At 65.6% G+C, this 21,141-nt stretch carries 18 protein-coding genes and 2 pseudogenes; 9 read left to right on the top strand and 11 right to left on the bottom strand.

The window, feature by feature from the left end:
• The first annotated feature begins 193 nt into the window (after positions 1–193).
• Positions 194–958 carry a class I SAM-dependent methyltransferase gene (locus BFD71_RS16710; protein ID WP_069265426.1) on the top strand — a complete coding sequence of 255 codons (765 nt, stop codon included), beginning with the start codon at positions 194–196 and terminating at the stop codon, positions 956–958.
• A 79-nt stretch (positions 959–1,037) separates the two neighbouring features.
• On the opposite strand, the gene ppc is transcribed toward BFD71_RS16710, so the two are convergent.
• Entirely contained in the window at positions 1,038–3,899 is a 2,862-nt protein-coding gene (gene ppc / locus BFD71_RS16705) for a phosphoenolpyruvate carboxylase (RefSeq protein ID WP_256094747.1), read from the bottom strand.
• Positions 3,900–3,906: 7 nt separating this feature from the next.
• On the opposite strand from ppc, the gene BFD71_RS42180 reads away from it, so the two are divergent.
• The 4 genes from BFD71_RS42180 to BFD71_RS16690 all read left to right on the top strand — a co-directional run bounded on the left by BFD71_RS42180 (position 3,907) and on the right by BFD71_RS16690 (position 9,026).
• The gene (locus BFD71_RS42180; protein WP_256094746.1) at positions 3,907–4,152 is read left to right on the top strand and encodes a hypothetical protein; all 246 of its coding nucleotides are present in this window, start codon (positions 3,907–3,909) and stop codon (positions 4,150–4,152) included.
• Between the two features lie 420 nt (positions 4,153–4,572).
• Positions 4,573–5,625: a hydroxymethylbilane synthase gene (hemC, locus tag BFD71_RS16700; RefSeq protein ID WP_069265424.1), complete on the top strand. Its 1,053-nt coding sequence runs from the start codon at positions 4,573–4,575 to the stop codon at positions 5,623–5,625.
• Positions 5,622–7,823, top strand: a complete 2,202-nt coding sequence (gene hemDX, locus BFD71_RS16695) for a fused uroporphyrinogen-III synthase HemD/membrane protein HemX (protein WP_305120832.1) — start codon at positions 5,622–5,624, stop codon at positions 7,821–7,823. The genes hemC and hemDX overlap by 4 nt, the downstream gene beginning before the upstream one ends.
• A gap of 3 nt (positions 7,824–7,826) precedes the next feature.
• Positions 7,827–9,026 (top strand): heme biosynthesis protein HemY, encoded by a 1,200-nt coding sequence (locus BFD71_RS16690; RefSeq protein ID WP_069265423.1) that lies wholly within the window; start codon positions 7,827–7,829, stop codon positions 9,024–9,026.
• Between the two features lie 87 nt (positions 9,027–9,113).
• Here BFD71_RS16690 and BFD71_RS16685 read toward each other — a convergent pair whose 3' ends face one another.
• The 3 genes from BFD71_RS16685 to BFD71_RS16675 all read right to left on the bottom strand — a co-directional run bounded on the left by BFD71_RS16685 (position 9,114) and on the right by BFD71_RS16675 (position 12,823).
• Positions 9,114–10,433: an MFS transporter gene (locus tag BFD71_RS16685; RefSeq protein WP_069265422.1), complete on the bottom strand. Its 1,320-nt coding sequence runs from the start codon at positions 10,431–10,433 to the stop codon at positions 9,114–9,116.
• Positions 10,434–10,594: 161 nt separating this feature from the next.
• Complete coding sequence (locus BFD71_RS16680; RefSeq protein WP_069265421.1) at positions 10,595–11,353, bottom strand: SDR family oxidoreductase; 759 nt, start codon at positions 11,351–11,353, stop codon at positions 10,595–10,597.
• A gap of 30 nt (positions 11,354–11,383) precedes the next feature.
• Positions 11,384–12,823, bottom strand: a complete 1,440-nt coding sequence (locus tag BFD71_RS16675; RefSeq protein WP_069265420.1) for an aldehyde dehydrogenase family protein — start codon at positions 12,821–12,823, stop codon at positions 11,384–11,386.
• A gap of 321 nt (positions 12,824–13,144) precedes the next feature.
• Here BFD71_RS16675 and ppa point away from each other — a divergent pair, with 321 nt between their 5' ends.
• The gene (ppa, locus tag BFD71_RS16670; RefSeq protein ID WP_069265419.1) at positions 13,145–13,672 is read left to right on the top strand and encodes an inorganic diphosphatase; all 528 of its coding nucleotides are present in this window, start codon (positions 13,145–13,147) and stop codon (positions 13,670–13,672) included.
• Positions 13,673–14,048: 376 nt separating this feature from the next.
• On the opposite strand, the gene BFD71_RS16665 is transcribed toward ppa, so the two are convergent.
• Genes BFD71_RS16665 through BFD71_RS40565 form a run of 3 tightly spaced genes read right to left on the bottom strand, consistent with a single transcriptional unit; the run spans position 14,049 to position 15,083 of the window.
• Complete coding sequence (locus tag BFD71_RS16665) at positions 14,049–14,417, bottom strand: calcium-binding protein (RefSeq protein ID WP_069265418.1); 369 nt, start codon at positions 14,415–14,417, stop codon at positions 14,049–14,051.
• 31 nt (positions 14,418–14,448) lie between these two features.
• Positions 14,449–14,940 carry a hypothetical protein gene (locus tag BFD71_RS16660; RefSeq protein WP_069265417.1) on the bottom strand — a complete coding sequence of 164 codons (492 nt, stop codon included), beginning with the start codon at positions 14,938–14,940 and terminating at the stop codon, positions 14,449–14,451.
• Positions 14,941–14,954: 14 nt separating this feature from the next.
• Entirely contained in the window at positions 14,955–15,083 is a 129-nt protein-coding gene (locus BFD71_RS40565) for a transposase domain-containing protein (RefSeq protein ID WP_141710698.1), read from the bottom strand.
• A 76-nt stretch (positions 15,084–15,159) separates the two neighbouring features.
• On the opposite strand from BFD71_RS40565, the pseudogene BFD71_RS39165 reads away from it, so the two are divergent.
• Positions 15,160–15,359 (top strand): annotated as a pseudogene (locus BFD71_RS39165) (transposase domain-containing protein); the annotation flags it as partial.
• Position 15,360: 1 nt separating this feature from the next.
• On the opposite strand, the gene BFD71_RS16650 reads toward BFD71_RS39165, so the two are convergent.
• The gene (locus BFD71_RS16650) at positions 15,361–16,371 is read right to left on the bottom strand and encodes an alpha/beta hydrolase family protein (protein ID WP_069265416.1); all 1,011 of its coding nucleotides are present in this window, start codon (positions 16,369–16,371) and stop codon (positions 15,361–15,363) included.
• 150 nt (positions 16,372–16,521) lie between these two features.
• On the opposite strand from BFD71_RS16650, the pseudogene BFD71_RS16645 reads away from it, so the two are divergent.
• Together BFD71_RS16645 and BFD71_RS16640 are read left to right on the top strand one after the other, a co-directional pair.
• Positions 16,522–16,641, top strand: a pseudogene (locus BFD71_RS16645) (Txe/YoeB family addiction module toxin); the annotation flags it as partial.
• A 26-nt stretch (positions 16,642–16,667) separates the two neighbouring features.
• Positions 16,668–16,907: a hypothetical protein gene (locus tag BFD71_RS16640; protein WP_141710697.1), complete on the top strand. Its 240-nt coding sequence runs from the start codon at positions 16,668–16,670 to the stop codon at positions 16,905–16,907.
• A 504-nt stretch (positions 16,908–17,411) separates the two neighbouring features.
• On the opposite strand, the gene BFD71_RS16635 is transcribed toward BFD71_RS16640, so the two are convergent.
• The 3 genes from BFD71_RS16635 to BFD71_RS16625 form a co-directional block, all read right to left on the bottom strand.
• Positions 17,412–17,900 carry a GNAT family N-acetyltransferase gene (locus BFD71_RS16635; RefSeq protein ID WP_218108661.1) on the bottom strand — a complete coding sequence of 163 codons (489 nt, stop codon included), beginning with the start codon at positions 17,898–17,900 and terminating at the stop codon, positions 17,412–17,414.
• 2 nt (positions 17,901–17,902) lie between these two features.
• Positions 17,903–18,175 (bottom strand): type II toxin-antitoxin system TacA family antitoxin, encoded by a 273-nt coding sequence (locus BFD71_RS16630; RefSeq protein WP_069265413.1) that lies wholly within the window; start codon positions 18,173–18,175, stop codon positions 17,903–17,905.
• A gap of 100 nt (positions 18,176–18,275) precedes the next feature.
• Positions 18,276–21,128 carry an EAL domain-containing protein gene (locus BFD71_RS16625; RefSeq protein WP_083245303.1) on the bottom strand — a complete coding sequence of 951 codons (2,853 nt, stop codon included), beginning with the start codon at positions 21,126–21,128 and terminating at the stop codon, positions 18,276–18,278.
• Positions 21,129–21,141: the final 13 nt, after the last annotated feature.

Here is a 21,141-nt window from a genome sequence, read left to right as displayed (position 1 = left end):
GGGGCTAGTGGCAGCGATACCAGAATAATCGCTTAACTTGTACTGGTACAAAACGGACTCTATTGTAGCGTTTGACGCGGCGACGGGCCGCCACGTCAGCCAGCCCGGAGATTGCAGAACCCTCGGCGCGCGGCGCTCGCCGCTTCGCGCCCCACATAAAGCACCGCATAAGAACCCGCAAAAGGAGCATGCGATGAAGCATCACGATCAGGTCGCCGACGCGTTCGGCTCGACCGCCGCCGCCTACCTCACGAGCCAGGTCCACGCGAGCGGCGCGGATCTGGAGAACCTCGCCGCGACCTTCGCGGCCACCTGCGGCAATGCGACGGTGCTGGACATGGGCTGCGGCGCGGGCCACGCGAGCTTCGCCGTGGCGCCGCACGTGCGCGAAGTCGTGGCCTACGACATCGCTCCGCAGATGCTCGCCACGGTCGAAGCCGCCGCGAAGGAGCGCGGCTTGACGACCGTGCGCACGCAGCAGGGCGCGGCGGAAACGCTGCCGTTCGCCGACGCGAGCTTCAACTGGGCCGTGAGCCGCATGAGCGCGCACCACTGGCGCGACGTGCCGCGCGCGCTTGCCGAAGTGCACCGCGTACTCAAGCCGGGCGGACGGCTGAAGTTCATCGACATCGCGGGCATCGACGATCCGCTTTACGACACGCATATTCAGGCGATCGAACTGTTGCGCGATGCGTCGCACATTCGCGACTACCGCGCCGACGAGTGGATCGCGATGCTCGACGCCGCCGGCTTCGACGCGAAGGTGAGCGAGCGGTGGCGCATCGCGCTCGACTTCGATTCGTGGGTCGCGCGCATGCGCACGCCGCCGGAGCGCGTGACGGCGATCCGCTCGATGTGGGAGCGCGCGCCCGATGAAGTGCGCCAATACTTCGATGTGCAGAGCGATATGTCGTTCAAGCTCGATGCACTGATGATCGACGCGACGCGGCGCGATTGAAGTTCGCCTGAGGCAATAAAAAACGGCGTCGTGACCGCGAGGGCACGACGCCGTTTGCACCGGAGCACAGCGCGAACGCTCAACCCGTATTGCGCAGCCCCGCCGCAATCCCGTTGATCGTCAGATGAATACCGCGCCGCACGCGCGGGCTCGGGTCGCCGGCGCGATAGCGCTTGATCAGCTCCACCTGCAAGTGATTCAACGGATCGAGATACGGGAAGCGGTTCTTGATCGAACGCGCGAGCAGCGGGTTGTCGGCGAGTCGTCCGGGGGCGCCCGTGATCTCACCGAGCACCTTCGTCGTGCGCTCCCATTCGGCCACGATGCGCTCGAATACGAGCTTGCGCAGCTTCTTGTCCGCGACGAGTTGCGCGTAGCGCGAGGCCACCGCGAGGTCGGTCTTCGCGAGCGTCATGTCCATGTTCGAGAGCAGGTTCGAGAAGAACGGCCAGGTCTTGTACATCTTCTTGAACATCGCGAGACGGCGCGCGCGCTCGGCGTCGCTGCCCGCATCGTCGAGATACGAGGCCACCGCGCTGCCAAAGCCGTACCAGCCCGTGAGCAGCAGGCGGCACTGGCCCCACGAGAAGCCCCACGGAATCGCGCGCAGATCGTCGATCTTGCGGTTCTTCGGGTCCTGCAGCTTGCGCGAGGCCGGGCGGCTGCCGATGTTCAGCTCGGCGATTTCCGTGATCGGCGTGGAGGCGAAGAAGTAGTCGGTGAAGCCGGGCGTCTCGTAGACGAGCGAGCGGTACGCGGCCATCGCGGCGTCGGAGAGCGACTGCATCGTCTGCTCGAACGCGGGCAGCTGGTCGGGCGCGTTGCTCGCCCCGCCCATCGGCAGCAGCGTCGCTTCGAGCGTCGCGGCGATCACCGTTTCGAGGTTGCGGCGGCCGATCTCCGGATTGCCGAACTTGCTCGCGATGACTTCGCCCTGCTCGGTCAGGCGGATCTGGCCTTCGACCGTGCCCGGCGGCTGCGAGAGGATCGCGTTGTAGGTCGGGCCGCCGCCGCGGCCCACCGTGCCGCCGCGGCCGTGGAACAGACGCAGCGTGATGCCGCGCTGCTTGTATAGCGCGACGAGCGCCAGTTCCGCACGGTACAGCTCCCAGTTCGAGGTGAGGAAGCCGCCGTCCTTGTTGCTGTCCGAGTAGCCGAGCATGATTTCCTGCTCGTTGCCCTGGTGCTCGACGATGGCGTCGATGCCGGGCAGCGCGAGCAGGTCGCGCATGATGCCCGGCGCGTGGCGCAAGTCGGGAATCGTCTCGAAAAGGGGGATCACCATCAGCGCGGCCTTCGCGGGGTCTTCCGCGTGGCCGAGGCGCCCGCTCATGAGGCCGGTTTCCTTCTGCAGCAGCATCACTTCGAGCAGGTCGGAAACCGTTTCGGTGTGCGAGATGATGTAGTTGCGCACGGCGCGCGCGCCGAACTTCTCGCGCGTCACGCGCGCCATTTCCAGTACGCCCAGCTCGCTTTTCACGAGCTCGGAATAGTCGAGGTACGGCGAGCGCAGCGTGCGCGGATCGGCGAGCTGCGCGAGCAGCACGATCTGCTTGTCTTCTTCGGAAAGCGCCGCGTAGTCGGCTTCGACACCGGCGCGCGCGAGCAGCTCCGTAATCACGGCTTCGTGGATGTCCGAACTCTGGCGCAGATCGATCGAGGCGAGATGGAAGCCGAACACGTCGACGGCGCGCATGAGCGGCGCAAGCCGCGTGGTGGCGAGCGACGCGCCGTGATGCTCGGCGAGCGAATCCATCAGGATATGCAGGTCGCGCGAGAACTCGTCGGCATCGGCATAGGGCTTGGCGCGCACGGGCGCGGCGTTGCGGCCCGCGCTGCGCACGGCCACCACGCCTTCGCCCAGACGCACGCGCGCGCTCGCGGCGAGGCGCGTATATACGCCGATCAGCGCGCGGCGATACGGCTCGTCCACTCGGTGCGGCGACTGGTCGGGCGAGGCTTCGGCGAGCGCCTTCAGTTCTTCGCTTGCGCCCGCGAGCAGGTTCGACACCGAAAGCTCGGCGCCGAGTCGGTGCACTTCGTCGAGGTAATGCTGCAGGATCACCTGCGCCTGGCGCTCGCTCGCTTCTTCGAGCGTGGCGGCCGTGACGTTCGGGTTGCCGTCGCGGTCGCCGCCGATCCAGCTGCCCATCTGGAAGAACGCGGGCAGGCGCGCCGAAAGGCCGTGCTCCTTTAGCTGCGTTTCGATCTCGCTGTAAAGCGCCGGGATCTCGGTGAGGAAGGTCGTGTGGTAATACGAAAGCGCGTTCTCGATTTCGTCGCCCACGGTCAGGCGCGACTCGCGCAGCATGCGCGTTTGCCAGAGCGAGGTCACGCGCGCGCGCAGGAGCGACTCGTTGTGCTCGAGCTCGCGATGCGTGAGCGGCTGGTCGCGCTCGGCGAGCAGGCGCGCGATGTCGTGCTGCGAGTCGAGCGTGCTCTTGCGCTGCACTTCCGTGGGGTGCGCGGTGAGCACGGGGACGATCAGCGCGTCGTTGAAGAACTGCTGGAGCACCGGCGTCGCGGCCGCGCCCGCCAGTGCGAGACGTTCGAGCGAATGCGCGATGGTGCCCGCCTGCGGCGCCGAGCCCGCGAGGTCGTGAATGCGGCGGCGGCGGTTGCGGTGGCGATCTTCAGCGATGTTCGCGAGATGCGAGAAGTAGCTGAACGCGCGCACGACGCTCACGGTTTGCTCGGGCGAGAGCGCGCGCAACTGCTTTTCCAGCGCGAGCGCGTCGGCGCTGTCGTCCTCGCGGCGAAAGCGCACGGCGGTCTGACGAATGGATTCCACGACGTCGAATACCGCGTCGCCTTCCTGCTCGCGCAGCACTTCGCCGAGCAGGCGGCCCAGGTAGCGGATGTCTTCGAAGAGCGGCTGGTCCTTGTCGTCGCGCGCGCGACCATTGCGCGAAGCGCCGGCGGGCGTTTTCGGAGCCTTCACCGCCTTCGTGGCCTTCGTCGCTTTTTCGGCCTTCGGCTTCTTCGCCGCCTTGACAGCCTCGGCGGCCGGTTTCGTCGTCGCGGATTTCGTGGTCTTCGTGGTCTTCGTCGTTTTCGCCGGTTTCGTGGACGGCGCGGCCGATGCGGCCTTCGAAGTTGCGTTCTGCGATGCGGTGTTGCGGCGCTCTGCGCGCGCCGAGCCGGAAGACTTCACGATGTTTTCCTTGAGGCTTGCCAGGATATGGGCAGGTTAGTCGGAGAACTGCCAACTGCATGACCGCGGCGCGTGCCGGGCCGTGTACTGCGGGTGCAACCTGGAGAGGGCGGAAGGTGCCACCCGGTGCGAGCCGTGCGGATAGGGCAGAGGCGGCGCGGCTCGCCAATGGCGGTGCGCCGGGTGCAGGCCTTGCTGGAGAGTGCGCCGCTCGCGAGGGCGAGCGCAAGCCGAAGCGGCGCCGCGGCCGCGCGGGCCGCGTTTGTGCCAGCCGCATGCCAGACGCGCGCCAGTTTGCCTACGATGGGTACAGTAAGCGCCGCTGCAACGCCTGAGTCTCTTCCTTGCCGCCGCCCGCGCCCTGTCAGCCTGTCCCAGCGGGGAGGCGGTAAAAAGGGCGCGTGCTAACATTGCCTGTTATCCGATCCTGCTTTTCATCCCGTCATTCGATGTACTTGCCATGAACTCCGAGACGTTATCCGCGCCCATGCCCCGCACCCTGGTGATCGCTTCGCGGGAGAGCCGCCTCGCGATGTGGCAGGCCGAGCATGTGCAAGCTGCGCTGCACAAATTATATCCAGCCTGCGACGTGAAAATTGTTGGAATGACGACACGCGGCGATCAAATTCTCGACCGCACGCTCTCGAAGGTGGGCGGCAAGGGTCTTTTCGTCAAGGAACTGGAGCAGGCGCTGGCCGAGGGCCGCGCCGATCTCGCCGTGCACTCGCTCAAGGACGTGCCGATGGAGCTTCCGGAAGGCTTCACGCTCGCGGCCATCATGGAGCGCGAGGACCCGCGCGACGCGTTCGTCTCCAACGACTACGACTCGCTCGCCGCGTTGCCGGCGGGCAGCGTGGTGGGCACGTCGAGCCTGCGCCGCGAGTCGATGATCCGCGCGCGCTATCCGCATCTCGACGTGAAGCCGTTGCGCGGCAATCTCGACACGCGCCTCGCCAAGCTCGACCGCGGCGATTACGCGGCCATCATTCTCGCGGCGGCGGGCTTGAAGCGCCTTGGCCTCGGCGCGCGTATCCGCGCGCTCATCGAGCCCGAGGACAGCCTGCCGGCGGCGGGGCAGGGCGCGCTCGGCATCGAGATCCGCGCCGATCGCGCCGATATTGCCGCATGGCTCGCGCCGTTGCACGACGACGCCACCGCGAAGGCCGTCGAAGCCGAGCGCATGGTTTCGCGCGCACTGGGCGGCAGCTGCACGGTGCCGCTCGCGGCCTACGCGCAGTGGCACGATGGCAAGCTTGCGCTGCGCGGCACGATCGCCATGCCCGACGCGAGCCGGGTGCTCGCGGCGCAGGAGGCCACCGCGGCATCCACGCTCGACGATGCCATGGCGCTCGGCCGCCGCGTTGCCGACGACCTTATCGCGCAAGGCGCGCTCGAGATCGTGCGCGCACTCGCGGACGCGGCCCAGGCCGCCGATGGTCCGAATGCGGCGCCCGCCAGCGGCGGCGCCGCCCACAACCCTACCGGCGCGGGCGAAGGCCCGGCCTCCAGATGATGGCCGGCCCGAGGCAACCATACGGCAACCCCGACCAGCCCGACGACTGGGGCGGCCCGGGCGACGCCTCTACCGGCGCGAAGCGCGCGTCACCGGCAAGCGGCGATAACAGCCATGGTGGCAACGGCAATGGCGACGGTAAGCCATTCACCGTCGTCATGACCCGGCCGGCCGGTCAGTCGGATGGCCTGGCGGGGCGACTCGCGCAGCACGGCATGCGCACGCTCGACTTTCCGCTCATCGCCATTGCGCCCGTGACCGACGAAGCGCCGCTGCGCGCCGCGCTCGGCGCGCTCGAACGCTATGCGCTCGTCGTGTTCGTTTCGCCGAACGCCGTCGATCGCGCGTTCGCATGCTATGCCTCGGTCTCGTCGATCTGGCCGCCCGCGCTGCCCGTGGCCGTGGTCGGCCCGGCGAGCGTGGCCGCACTCGAGCGGCACGGCGTGGCGGCCCCCGAGCATCGCGTGGTGAGCCCTGCGGGCGCGGGGGAGGAAGAGCCCGCGCGCTTCGATTCCGAGTCGCTTTACGCCGCGCTCGAAAAGACCTTCGGCGTGGATGCCTTCGCGGGCAAGCGCGTCCTGATCGTGCGCGGCGACGGCGGCCGCGAGTGGCTCGCCGAGCGTCTGCGCGAAGCGGGCGCCGAGGTCGAGACCGTGGCGGCCTACCGCCGCGTCGTGCCCGAGCCGCCCATTGCCGCCTGGACGCGGGTGCACGCGCTGCTCGAAGGCGCGCCGCACGCGTGGCTCGTCACGAGCTCCGAGGGCGTGCGCAACCTCGACGAACTCGCGCGCGAGCACCTCACGGCGGGCGAGATCGTCGAGCTGCGTCATGCGCCGCTTGTCGCGCCGCACCCGCGGATCGCCGAGACGGCGCGCTCAATGGGTTTTGATAGGATTACGGTGTCCGGCGCGGGCGACGAACGCATCGTCGAGACGCTGCTAAGCCTCGCTTCTTCCGTTGTTCAACCGGTTCAGAACACTCCGGCCCAAGCGCCGGCCAACCCACGCATGACAGATTCGAACAACTCAAGCAGCACAACAAACCAGGGCGCCCTCGCCACGGGCGCGGCCGCTTCCAGCAGCGCGTCGGCTTCGGGCAGCGCATCGGCGCGGCCTTCGTATGCGTCGTCGGGCGCGGGCTCTTCCGCGCCGCTGACGCCACCGCCGGGCGCGGGCAACGGGCGGCGCGGCGCAGGCTCGGCGCTGCTGTGGCTCGTCCTGGTGCTGGTCGCGGCGGGCTCGGGCGCAGGCGGCTATTTCCTCAATCGCAAGGTCGACAACCTCGGCATGCAGGCCATTCAACGCCAGCAGGCGAGCGAGCAGCAGACCGCCGCGCTGCGTGCGCGCGCCGACCAGGCTGTGGCGGGCGCACAGCAGGTCGACAAGCAGATCGCCCAGCTCGAAGGCAAGATCGCCGACGCGCAGAATTCGCAGCAGGCGCTCGCGCAGCAATACGCCGACCTGTCGAAGAGCCGCGACGACTGGACGCTCGCCGAAGTCGGCCAGATGCTGTCGAGCGCGAGCGAGCAGCTCCAGCTCACGGGCAACACGCAGCTCGCACTGTTCGCGCTGCAAAGCGCCGACACGCGCCTCGCCGCCTCGGACAACGCGCAGGCCATCGCCGTGCGCAAGGCGATCGCGCAGGACATCGACAAGCTCAAGGCCGCGCCGTCGACGGACCTCACGGGTCTCGCCATCAAGCTCGACACCGCGCTCGGCCAGATCGACTCGCTGCCGCTTTCGGGCGAGGCGATCGTCGCGCATACGAAGCCGGAGGCTGCGCAGCCCGCCGATATCGCCCAGGTTGCCGCGGCGACCAACCAGCCGAAATGGAAGGTCTGGATCGACACCTTCGTCGACGGCGTGGGCAAGCAGATCGCGAGCCTCGTGCAGGTGCGCCGCATCGACAACGCGGACGCCATGCTCGTGTCGCCCGATCAAGGCTATTTCGTGCGTGAGAACCTGAAGCTGCGTCTGCTTTCGGCGCGCCTGTCGCTGCTCTCGCGCAACCAGGACACGCTCAAGTCCGACCTCGCGGCCGCCGACGCCACGCTCGCACGCTACTTCGACAGTGCGTCGAAAGACACGCAAACGGTGCGCGGACTGCTCAAGGAAGTGAACGACGGCTCGGCCGCCGTCACGCTGCCCACGCTCGACACGAGCCTGAAGGCGATCCAGCAATACCGGACCCGGGGGTAAGACATGGCGATCCGTGGACTCCTCTGGCTCGCGCTTCTGTTCGCGATTGCCGTCGCGCTCGCGACTGTCGGGCGCTTCGACACCGGGCAGGTGCTGCTCGTCTATCCGCCGTATCGCGTGGACGTCTCGCTCAACCTGTTCGTGGTCGGCATCGTGGTGGCGTTCCTGCTGCTATACGCGATCCTGCGTTTCGCTCGCAACATCGTGACGATGCCGCGCCGCGTGGCCGCCTATCGCGCGCGCATGCGCGCCGAGAAGGCGAGCTCGGCGCTGCGCGATGCCGTGGGCAATCTCTACGCGGGCCGCTTCTCGCGCGCCGAGAAAGCCGCACGCGATTCGCTCGCCGACGCGAAGAATACGAGCGCCGCGGGCCTGATCGGCGCGACGGCTGCGCACCGTCTGCATGAATACGCGCGCCGCGACGAATGGCTCACCCAGGTCGACGACCCCGACCTCCAGGAAGCGCGCCTCATGGCGACCGCCGACATGCGCGCCGACGGCCGCGACGCCGATGGCGCGCTTGCCGCGCTCACCGAAATGCGCACGCAGGGCGGCCGCCGCATCCACGCGCAACAGATCGCACTGCGCGCGCAGCAGCAGCTCAAGAACTGGAGCGAAGTGCTCAAGCTCGTGAAGACGCTGGAAAAGCGCGAAGCGTTGCACCCGGCCGTGGCCGTGCGCCTGCGCCAGCTCGCGGCGGAAAATCTGCTGCGCGACCGTCGTCACAACGCCGATGCGCTGCTCGAACTGTGGCAGTCGCTCTCGAACGTCGAGCGTCACTCGCCGCGTCTCGCCGACTGCGCCGCCGAACTGCTGATCGCGCTCGATCGCCAGGCCGACGCGCGCAAGATCGTCGAGGAAGCGCTCGCGCAGAACTGGGACGCGCGCTTGCTGCGCCGCTATCCGGACACGGCGGGCAGCGACGCGCTGCCGCTCATCCAGAAGGCCGAGGTTTGGCGCAAGGAGCGCCCTGAGGACGGCGACCTGCTGTTCGCGCTGGGCCGCCTGTGCCTGAAGCAACAGCTCTGGGGCAAAGCGCAGTCGTTCCTCGAAGCCGCGCTCAAGTCCGCGGGCGCCACGCAGAACGAGCCGCTCAAGATCCGCTCGCATCGCGCACTCGCGCGTCTGCACGAGCAGCTCGGCGACGGCGAGAAGGCCGCTTCGCACTATCGGGAAAGTGCGCTGTCGATGAACGTGGTGTAAAGCAGCCCGCGACGAATCCGAAGCCGCAATAAAAACGACCGCCTGCAAAACAGGCGGCCGTTTGTTTTTGCTGAAGCCGTAATGCGCTTAGCGGTTCACGAGCTTCGCAGGCGCCGAAAGCGCGAGCAAACCGCCCAGGATCATGGACGCCGCCAGCATGTACATGCCCGAATCGTTGGCCTTGGTGGCCTCTTTGAGCCAGCCCACCGCATACGGGCTCAGGAAGCCCGCGAGATTGCCGATCGAGTTGATGAGTGCGATACCGGCCGCCGCGCCCGTGCCCGCGAGCCAGGCCGTGGGCAGGCTCCAGAACAGCGGCAGCGTGGTGAGAATGCCCATGGTCGCGATGGTGAGCGCCGTCATGGCGAGCGTCGTGTCGTGCGCCCACGTGACCGAAAGGACGAGGCCGAGCGCACCGATGGCGGCCGGCACGGCGATGTGCCAGCGGCGCTCGCGCGTGCGGTCGGCGCTCTTCGCCACCAGCACCATGCCGACCACGGCCGCGGCGAACGGAATCGCCGAAAGCAGGCCGATCGTGAGCGCGTCTTTCACGCCCGTCGCCTTGATGATGGTGGGCAGCCAGAAGCTCACGCCGTAGAGGCCCATCACGAACGAGAAGTAGGTGAGGCTCATCACCAGCACGCGCGCGCTCGTGAGCACGGTCATGATCGGCGGGTCCTCCTTGGTGGCATCTTCAGCGGCGATGTTGCGCTCGAGCAGCGCGCGCTCTTCTTCCGTGAGCCACTTCGCTTTGCCGATGCGGTCGTCGAGCACGAAGAACACCAGCACGCCGACGATCACCGAAGGCAGCCCTTCGAGCAGGAACAGCCACTGCCAGCCTTGCCAGCCGTTCGCGCCGTCGAAGGACTTGAGAATCCAGCCCGACACCGGGCCGCCGATCACGCCCGACAGCGCGATGGCCGTCATGAACCACGTGGTCATGCGCCCGCGGCGGTGCGCCGGATACCAGTAGGTGAGATAGAGGATGATGCCGGGGAAGAAGCCCGCCTCGCACAGGCCGAGCAAAAAGCGCATCACGTAGAACATGGTGGGCGTGGTGACGAACATCGTCAGGATGGAGACGAGGCCCCACGTGACCATGATGCGCGCGATCCACACGCGCGCACCCACGCGATGCAGGATGATATTGCTTGGCACTTCGAACAGAAAGTAGCCGATGAAGAAAATGCCTGCGCCGAAGCCATAAACCGCATCGGAGAGATTGAGCGCCGAACTCATCTGCAGCTTGGCGAAGCCCACGTTGACGCGGTCCAGATACGCGACCACGTAACACAGCATGAGAAGCGGAATGAGACGCCACGCGACTTTGCGGTACGTGGCTTCTTCGAAGGCGGAGGGCGGGGCACCCGCTCCCGCTTGCGGCAGATGATTCGCTGGACTGGCCATGGTGTCTCCTAAGCGATCTTGCTCGTTGGCGTGTTTGTTGTATTGCCGCCTTGATATGGCGGGTATTCGACGCGAAAGCACGATCATTCTATACGCGCCGCCGTGGCGCGACGGCGCGTATCTGTCGGGGAAAACACCGATCGGCCAGCTGGCGGGCGCAACTATACGCAGCGCCCGCCATCCACTTCGATGCAGGTGCCGGTAATGAACGCCGCCTCATCCGAAGCGAGATAGAGACACGCATTGGCCACGTCCTGCGGCGTGGAGAAGCGCCCGAGCGGAATGGTCGCGACGAAGCGCTGGCGGTTCTCGGGCGTGTCGGGCACGCCCATGAACTCCGCCGTGAGCCCCGTATCGCCGATCACGGGATTTACGCAGTTCACGCGAATCTGGTCGGGGCCCAGCTCGGCCGCCAGCGCCTTGCTGGCCACGATCATCGCGCCCTTGCTGCCGTTGTACCAGACGAGCCCGGGCCGGGGCCGGATACCGGCCGTCGACGCGATATTGACGAACGCGCCGCCGCCGCGCTCGCGAAAGTGCGGCACGAACGCGCGCACGCTCCAGTAGAGGCCCTTCACGTTGACCGCGTACACGCGGTCGAACTCCGCTTCGCTCACTTCGAGCACGGGCTTGTTACGATGCGTGGTGCCCGCGTTGTTGACGACGATCTGCACGCTGCCGAAGTCTTCGATGGCCGCCTCGCGCAGCGCGTGCCAGTCGGCTTCGCGCGTGATGTCGCCTTGCACTGCGATGGCCTTGCCGCCTGCGAGCGCGATCTCGCTCGCCACGCGCTCGGCGGCGTCACCGTTCAGATCGTTGATGACGACGTTCGCGCCTTCGCGCGCATAGGTCCTGGCGATCCCTTCGCCGAAGCCCGAGCCGCCGCCCGTCACGACGGCCGTCTTGCCTTTGAGTCGCATGGTGTCTCCGTTTATGTTTATCGACATGATTCAGCCGTGCCGGATCGCAATCGTCTTGAGCACCGTGAAGCCATAGAGTGCTTCGAAGCCTTTTTCGCGCCCGTGTCCCGAGTGCCGCGTGCCGCCGAACGGCAATTCGACGCCGCCGCCCGCGCCGTAGTTGTTGACGAACACCTGGCCCGCGCGCACGCGCCGGGCGAGACGCATCTGGCGCGCGCCGTCGCGTGTCCAGATGCCGGCGACGAGGCCATAAGGCGTGCCATTGGCGAGCGCGAGCGCTTCTTCCTCGCTCTCGAAGGGCATGGCCGCGAGCACCGGGCCGAATACTTCCTCCTGGGCGAGGCGGCTTTGCGGCGGCACGTCGCGCAGGAGCGTCGGGACTTCGTAGAAGCCGCCGCTCGGCGCATCGGCTTCGAGCCTGCCGCTTGCCGCCGTGGCGATGCGGCTCGCGGCCGCTTCGTCGAGAAAGCCGCGCACGCGCTGGCGCTGCTTCTCGTTGATGAGGGGGCCGCAGTCGAGATCGGCACTGGCCGGGCCCACGCGCAACTTGCCGAACGACGCGGCGAGGCGGTCGATGAGCGGCTCGTAGGCGCTGCGCTCGATCAGCACGCGGCTGCCCGCCGAACAGGTCTGCCCCGCGTTCTGCACGATCGCGGCGACGAGCACAGGCAGCGCGTCGTCGAAATCGGCATCGGCGAAGACGATTTGCGGCGACTTGCCGCCCAGTTCGAGCGTGACGGGCACGTGGTGTTCGGCGGCCATCTGCGCGACGAGCCTGCCCGTTTGCGGCGAGCCCGTGAACGAGATGTGGTCGATCCCGGGATGCGCGCTGAGCGCTGCGCCCGCCTCATGTCCGAGCCCCGTGACGATGTTGAGCGCGCCCGCGGGCAGACCGGCTTCGCGCGCGAGTTCGGCTACGCGCAGCAGCGACACGCAGGCGTCCTCGGCGGGCTTCACCACGCACGCGTTGCCGGTGGCGAGCGCCGCGCCCACGCTGCGGCCGAAGATCTGCATCGGGTAATTCCAGGGCACGATGTGGCCCGTCACGCCGTGCGGCTCGCGCACCGTGAGCACCGTGTAGCCGGCCTGGTAGGGCAGCGTTTCGCCGTGCAGCTTGTCGGCGGCGCCGGCGTAGAACTCGAAATAGCGCGCGAGCGCTGCGGCGTCGGCGCGCGCCTGCTTGAGCGGCTTGCCGGTGTCGCGCGCTTCGAGCTGCGCGAGTTCCTCCTGGTGCTGGCTGACCAGGCCCGAGAGCGCGAACAGCAGTCGCCCGCGCTCGGCGGCGCTCAGTGCGCCCCAGGCGCCCTCGAAGGCTTTGCGTGCGGCCGTGACGGCCGAGTCGATGTCGGCTGCATTGCCGCGCGCGAGCTGCACGAAGGGCTGGCCGGTGGAGGGATCGATCGCGGCGAGCGTCTCGCCGCTGGCGGGCGATTGCCACTCGCCGCCGATGAAGTGCTTCGCTTCTTCCATGCATGCGCCTCGTAAATAGGGAGTGAAGCGGGGGTGAAACGAGGGAGGGGAAACGCAAAACGGGAAACGTCGCCGAAACGTGCCTCGGATCGCCCGATGGCGGGCCGCGCCGGCAGGTCGATTATCGCGCCAATTGCGGGCGCCACGCGCGGGAATTCAGCAGCCACTTCATCTGCGTGCGGGAAAGCCCTGGGCCGAAGTCCCGGCCGCCCTGGCCGATTGGCTATAATGGCGTCCATCCTCCAACGTCCGCGACGTTCGGTTCCGCGCCGTTTCTCCGCGCGAGCCGTCGATTTTTCCCCTTCTCAACAGAGAGCGCTCATGAGCTTTGCAAATGTCCCCGCCGGCAAGGATCTGCCGCAAGACTTCAACGTGATCATCGAGATTCCCGCGCAAAGCGATCCGGTGAAATACGAAGCCGACAAGGACCTGGGCCTGCTCGTCGTCGACCGTTTCGTCGGCACGGGCATGCGCTATCCCGTGAACTACGGCTTCATTCCGCAGACGCTCTCCGGCGACGGCGACCCGGTCGACGTGCTCGTGATCACGCCGTTCCCGCTGCTGGCAGGCTCGGTCGTGCGCTCGCGCGCACTCGGCATGCTGCAGATGACCGACGAGTCGGGCGTCGACGCCAAGCTGATCGCGGTCCCGCACGACAAGGTCTGCCCGATGACGGCCAACCTCAAGTCGCTCGACGACGTGCCCGAGTACCTGAAGGACCAGATCAAGCACTTCTTCGAGAACTACAAGGCGCTCGAAAAGGGCAAGTGGGTCAAGGTCGAAGGCTGGGTCGGCATCGAAGCCGCCCACAAGGAAATCACCGACGGCGTGGCGAACTTCAAGAAGTAGACCAGCGTAATCAGGAAACGAAAGTTTCCGATGAGGCGCCCCCTTTGGGGGCGCTTTTTTTATGCCTACGAATTTGCGAGGCTTTTCACATTGCTCGGTCGGGTTTGACTCCGCAGTTTTTCTTCCTTGGACAAGCCGGCGTAGCTGGCGCGTCAGGAGCTCAAGTATGTGCAACTCCGGTACCGCCCTCGGGGCGGCTGTCCACACCCTTGCGGTGTGGGCAGCGGAGTTGTGCACACGGGGAACCGGCGATGCGAATGGAAAACAGGAGGCCGGAATCAGATGCGGCTATCCGAAACGCTCCGGGAAGCGGAAAGCGCACTGCTGGCCGAGTTTGAAAGGTATCCGTCTGCGCAACCCGCCAGAAGTCTGAACCTCAGAACGCGTAACCTTGATCGTGCCAGTAATGCCAGTCCGCGACTGCCACCTGTGTTGACTTATCGCTGTTCAACGAAACAAGCTGGGCCAGCGGTGCCACAACGTCTCGTTCGCCCCACCGGGCCCAGACGAAGATGCCAACCCGACACAGGTCTTCATGAGCGAGCGCTGTGACCGAGACCTGTTCACCTGCGGGCAGCGGCGAAGAGGCCATCGCCTTGCGAACATTGGCCTGGAATGGGAACGAGAGGTGTTCTTCCAGGTAGTAGTACCACGACAGCGCACGCTCTTCCTCGGTATACGCGTCGACGACGACTTCCATCTCGATGCGATGTTCACGTTCCGCGTTGGGTTTGGTCCTGGCCATGACGTCGTGCGGTATTCGGTATTGACTCGGCTTACAGATCGACGATATGCCGCAGCAGGCCGTAGGAAACGCGCCAGTGCCCCTCCGAGCCTGTTACCGCGATCGAGGCGGTTTTCGCGTTCAGTCTGACGATGATGCCAAAGCGCTCGTTCAGGTGCGTGTCGGTGAACCCGACCGTGTCGCCGATGGCGAACTCTTCGCGTTTTGCGCGCGGCGGCGGTGGCGGCTCAGGATGAACAACTGGGGCAGTCCTGTCGGGAACGATCGCCGCGTAGGGAATCGCCCAGTGGCGCCGACTGCGGCTGTCCTGAACGACCGCCTGTGTGTGCCGAAGCTCAACGATGGTGCCTTGCGATAGCGGTTCCAGTGGATTGTCGCCGACGTAGTCGACGCTCATCCCGAGGTGCAGCCGCTGCCGCACTTCCAGGATCCGTCTGGGGTCGTCAAGCATTTTGCCGATCGCGAGATAGAGGCGGTAGAGTTCGGCGCTGGGCGCCTGTCGAAGTGTTTCGAGAATGTCCATGAATCGAGGGGCGTTTAACGGGCAAGCGGCAGCAGTTCGTGCACGCGACTGGCTGGATATGACGGCAATTTCTCGAGTGTGTTCTTGAGCCACGCATAGGGCTCGACGTGGTTCAGGCGGGCCGTACCGAGCAGTGAGTACATCGTGGCGGCCGCCTTGGCTCCGCGCGGCGAAGCTGCAAATAACGAGTTCTTGCGGTTATAGAAGCCCTTCTGTAAGCGTCGCGGCTGGCTGTTCGCGGGCACTGTCGGCGGCGCGACTGCGAGCGCCAATCTTACTCTCTCGTCGAAACCTGCAAAGCCTGTCGAATCGATCCGTACCGTTACCTCACCTTGCTGTTCCAGCAATTGCCTCTGGCAAAGACTGTCGACGACTACGCTGCGCTGCTTGCCTGGGGCATGTCAGCTCAGCCCGGATGAGTTATAGATTTGCTCGCAGGAAGTCCACGACCTCCTGGTCGATCTGGCGATGAATCTCCACGCGATCGATCCCCGGCGCATCCCGGCAGATCAGGGTCACACTGGCTGCGACCGAGGCCGGACAGGGATCAATGAAAACGAAGTGGTTGCCTGGCACGATGTGGACTGCAGGCGGTTTGGGCAAGCCTGACACGACGGCAACAGAGTTTCTTGTAGAACCAAGATAGCTGTCGTCCTGCGGTCGATAGAGCATCGTCGGTATGCGCACAGCGGACAAGCCATGCGCCTCAAACATCATCGCCAGCGGATCCATCAGCACCAGGGCCTTCATGCGGCGGTCAACGGGCGGTTGCCAAGCTACCAGTTCAGCGGGGACGGCCGCTTTACCTTGGGCGCCGTTCGTACCATTGCTGGATGCTGAACGCGGACATGATCCCGAATCATCATGGTTCGCGCAGTACGCACTGGCGTATGCAAAGTCGGGTTTCGCTCCCGCCAGAATCAGCGCAGTGTAGCCACCCGCCGAGTATCCGATCATGCCAATTCTGCCGACATCGGCGCTTGCTGAAAACCGTGGATCTGCGAGAACTGCATTGAGCGCGGCTTCTGCCTGTCGGGGACGATCAATCAGAATCTGGGCTTGGGACGGCGCCCGGGGATAGCCTGAAGCATCTCCAACGTGCGTCGGCAACACGACGATAAATCCGGCGCGAGCCAAAGCGGTAGCCAGGTCACGGTGGCTGAGGGGGCCGCCGCCTCGCCCGTGTGAAATCAACACAACCGGGAAGCGGTTATCAGGTACAGGCGGAGCATTGCGCGTCGCCTCGACAGTGAACGGCCCCGCTTGCCACGGAACCTCGCGCTCATGCGTAGGGTAAAAGACGACCGTGTCGAAAGAAGCAGCCTCGTCCACCACCGTGAGGCGGATTACGCCTGAGTTAAAAGCAGCCGGGGCGGCCAGCGCGGAACACGTACATACGATTGCCAGTACAAGAATCAGTATCCAACGCATTTCACTTTTCCTGGCCAGCCAGAATGAGAGGCGAAGGATATCAGAACGTTCTTACACGTTCGATGACTGAAGGGCGTTGTTTATCGATCGCTTACATTTGGGCGCATCGATAGAGCTCAAGGAGCCTCCTTCCTGATTTGAATTCCTGTGCAGCCACTGAAGGAAAACCTGACTGGTTTTTGGTCGCGCCGCATTGATGAAACGAATCGTTTGGTCTACGAAGTAGCAAACACGCAAATCAATATCGTTTCGTGCCGCTACCACTACTGATGGTCAACACCAAGGAGAATCGCGCCATGACCGCAGAACAGGAGAGGCACGACGAATTCGTTGTGTTTGTTCAGGTGAACTTAACGCGAGCTTTCGGCTCACGCTGTACGTTGACGGGGGGAATTCGCTCCAGCGCGGCCCTTGTTTCGTTGAACAGAGAACTCGACAAGCCGCTCGGCCAGGTCAAGCTGGGCGTCCGCGCTCTCACCTTCACCCTGCATCAAGACGGCTATCCCGTCGAATACAGTGCTCAAGGCGAGTCATGATCTCCAGTCCTGGAGCCGAAATTTGACGCCATGAGTCATGACGGCGCACTGGTTCTCGACGTCCGCAAGGCGCAAGAACCCGGTGAGCCTCATCGTTCTGCAGCTGGGTCTATCTCTCTCTCACCCGCAGGCCTTGGGCAGCAGTTATGTGCGTCGATGCCAGCGCTGCCGCAGTAAACGGCGCCGTCGCGGTGAGCACGTAAATTGGACGACTGCTGAGGTTTCGAAACCGGTCTGGCGTCTTGTGCTTCTGGGCTGAGGTCCCTCCACATGATTCCTGCGCGACCATATGAACAGGCGCGGGTGAGCTTCCAGACGGATGGGTGGACTGCCGACCAGTCCAGCGAACCGCTAATTCCCAGGCCGGATTCGAACACTACCGTCGGAGAGCCATTGCCAGTGCAGTTGAGCTGTATGCGCCGCTCGCCGATGTTCACCATCTCACCCGGCGGTTGCCCACTCCGTTGCCAGAAGAGATGACGTACCGCGAAGTAGAGGATGCCGTCATGGCTGGCGTGCTCTCAGGGGGAGCATCAAGGTCATCGGGTGGATAGGCGACGCCCGAAAACCGTAGTGTTCATAGAACTGTTTTGCGCGCTCGTTTAGCGCATGTACAAGCAACGCTCGAACGCCGGCATTCTCGGCGACGGCGTGCACGCGCGCGACAGCATCCTGGAGCAGGGACGCCCCGAGCTTGATGCCCTGGGCACGGGCATCGACTGCGAGCCTTGCAAGCACCATGACCGGCACCGGATCAGGCATGTTGCGCCGCACAGCGCTCGTGGCCTCCTCATGTGCGACGGCCCCCGCCGCCAGGGCGTAGTACCCAAGCACGCATTGGTCAGGGTCGACCACGATGAAGGTGCGGCTGGCGCCGTTCAGATGGTTGGTCAGGGCACGTCGCTTCAACCAGTCATCCAGCGATGGCTCGCCACAACTGAACCCATCAAGTCGATGCGTTGCGGCGAGCGGTTGCGGTGCCGAAAGCTGCATGTTCACGACTTGCCGGTCTTCCACGGTGCCTTGACCGCCATCAGGCGCTCAAGGCCCGGATTCGTGTCCTGTGGCGCATCAAGCAACGCGGTGAACTGGCGGAAGCGTGCCTCGTCCAGGCTGAAAAAGACCTGATCCAGCACAATGGCTTTCGCACGCTCACACGCCGCTTCCAGCATGAAATCAGAGCGATTCTTGCCCAGCAGGCTGGCAGCATGGTCGATCAGGTCGCGCTGCTCGGGCAACGCACGCAGGTTGATAGAAGCGTCACGCATGAATTCGCTCCTTGATGTGTATACATTAGATACACATAATAGGGCGGTGTGTAGCTGTTGTCAATACATTCTTGTGAACCGGCGACTCTCACAGGCCCGTTTAGCCTACTTCTGCGACGTCGCGCAGTTCGGGCCCGCGCAGGATGTCGAGCCGCGCGGGCCTGCCCACGCCGTAGCCCTGCGCGTAGTCCACGCCCATCGCGATCATCCAGTCCACGATGGCGGCGTCCTCCACGCACTCGGCGATCGTCAGCTTGCCCGCGGCGTGCGCGACCTGATTGATCGATCGCACGATGGCCTGGTCCAGCGGACTGTCGATGATGCCGCGTATGAAGCTGCCGTCGATCTTCAGATAATCGACGTGCAGATGCTTGAGGTAGTTGAACGACGACATGCCCGCGCCGAAGTCGTCGAGCGCGAAGCGGCAGCCCTGCGCGCGCAGGCGTTCGATGAGCGTGATCGCCTCGTCCAGGTTCGTGATGGCGGCGGTTTCGGTGATCTCGAAGCACACGCGCTCGAACGGGATGGACCAGATGCGCTGCTGCTCCTCGATATAGTCGGCGAGCTGCGCGTCGCCGAGCGAGGCGCCTGAGAGGTTGATCGACCAGGTGCCGTAGTCGTGCGTGCCTTCGGCGATCATCGCGAATGCGCTCGCGATCACCCAGCGGTCGATGGCCGGCATGAGGTCGAAGCGCTCGGCCGCGCCGATAAACGCGGAAGGCTCGACGAGCGCGCCGGAGGCGGACTGCATGCGGAGCAGCAGTTCGACGTGCGTGTCGTCGGCCGCCGATGCCGATATGGACGACTGCGCGAGCGAGAGGATTTTCTGGCCGAACAGGCAGAACTGGCCGTTCTCGAGCGCCGCCTTGATGTCGGAGACCCACGCCATCTGCGCGTGCGTCTGCGAGAGTTCCTCGTCGTCATAGCGAAAGCGGTGCACGCGGTTGCGGCCTTTCTTCTTCGCCATGTAGCACGCCACATCCGCGGCCTTCATCACCTCTTTCACGGAAACGAGCCCCGCCGCGTCGCCGACGAGGCCGATGCTCACGCTCGTCTGCACGATGCGCCCGGCGCCCGTGAAGCGGATCGCGGCGATGCCCGCGCGCAGGTTCTCCGCGAGCAGTGACGCGTGCGAGGCCGTGCAGTGCGGCAGCACGACGCCAAATTCGTCGCCACCCAGGCGCGCAATGATGTCCTCGCCACGCAACCCGCTTTTGAGCACGCGGCAAACCTGGCGGATCAGCTCGTCGCCGGTCGAGTGGCCGCAGGTGTCGTTGACGACCTTGAACTGGTCGAGGTCGAGAAACATGACCGCGTGGCCAGGCTGTCCGGCAGGTGCGCTAGCGCTCTCGTCGAGCAACGCGGCCAGACGCCGCTCAAATTCGCGGCGGTTGTAGATGTCGGTGAGCTCGTCGTGGGTCGCCTGGTAGGCGAGGCGGGCGGCATGCTCGCGCAGCGCGCTCACGTCGTAGAGCACGATAACGGTGCCGATCACACGGCGTTGCGCGTCGCGCAGCCTCGACACCGAGTAGTCGACCGCGAGACGTGAGCCGTTCGGGCGCAACACATGCAGACTCGCGCCGCCTGCGTTGCCTGCCGCCAGAGAATTCATAAGGAGATCGAAGCGCTGCTGTTCTTGCGCGTCGTTGCGCAGGTCGCAGATCGCGTCGAACGGTTGCGTGAGCATCCCGGCGGCCGCGCGGCCGAGCATGCGTTCGGCCACCGCGTTGCAGTAGGTCACGCGCGCGTGCTCGTCGGTGCGGATCACGGCTTCGCCGATCGAGGCCAGCGTGACCTCCGCCAGTTCGCGTTCGGTATAGGCCTTCGCTTCTGCGGTCCTTAGTTCGGAAATGTCGAACAGGCAACCGACCATGCGCACGGCGCGCCCGCGCGCGTCGCGCACCGCCTGGCCGCGCGCGCGGCACCAGCAGTAGCTGCCCGCGAGCGTGCGCAGACGAAACTCCACGTCGAAAGTCGTTGCGCGCGCAAGGTGTTGGCGCAGTGCGTGGCGCACGAGCGTGAGGTCGTCCGGGTGGACGAGCTGGGTGAGGCCCGTGTCGCTTTCGAAGCGCGTGCCCACGTCGTAGCCGAGCTGCTCGTAGAGCCAGTTCGAGAAGTAGCATTGCCGGCTGCCGACCTCCCAGTCCCAGAGGCCGGCGTTGATGCCTTCGAAGCCTAGCGTGAGGCGCTCCTCGTTCTTGCGCACTTCGGCTTCGAGGCGGTCGCTGCGAGCGAGCGCGCGGCGGATGAATTGCGAGAACACGCCGAGCAGCACGATCGCGGAGGCGGCGAGCGCGAGCGTGAGGAGCGAGCGCGTGGCGCGCGCCGCGTCGTCGAGCGAGCGGGAGAAGCCGCTTTCGATGGGCGCGAGCTGGCTGTCGATCTCGCGCAGTTCCTGCACGAGGCCGGTGGATTCGGGCGCGTGCAGTTTGCCCGCCTGAACGAGCGCGTGCAGGCGTTCGCCCGTATCGGCAAGACGCAGGATATAGCGGTCACCGATCTCCCAGAAGGCCACGGCCGGGCGCATCCACGCCGTGTTCTTGAGCGTGCGGTAACCCCAGGTCATGCCGTCGATGTCGGCGGGCGCGATGCGGCCCAGCTCGAAACCGTGCCGAATCGCTGCGGTGTCAGGCTGCGCGCGGTTCATCTCCAGCCTGGCCGCGCGGTCGCCGAGCGGCACCGCAATGCCGGCGAGGAACGTGCGGTAGTCCGCCTCGTCGCCGGTGCGCGCGTAGCGCTCCAGCGCGTGGACCGCGTCCTTCTGGCCCTTCGACCAGCTGCTTTCCCCCGCCACATAGGCAAGCAGGATCGACATGATCGCGAGGCTGACCGCGGCGATCACGGCCATGACGGCAGCGAGCAGCCATAACGGCAGCAGGACCGCGGTCGTGCGCCGCAATCCGTGCCACCCGGGGGCAAGCCGGCTCGGCTCCGTTTTAATGGGTCTCTTCATGCTTCACCGGTCC

It is taken from the genome of Paraburkholderia nodosa (assembly GCF_001718195.1).
Lineage (GTDB): Bacteria > Pseudomonadota > Gammaproteobacteria > Burkholderiales > Burkholderiaceae > Paraburkholderia > Paraburkholderia nodosa_A.
This window is presented reverse-complemented; position numbering and strand designations above follow the sequence as displayed.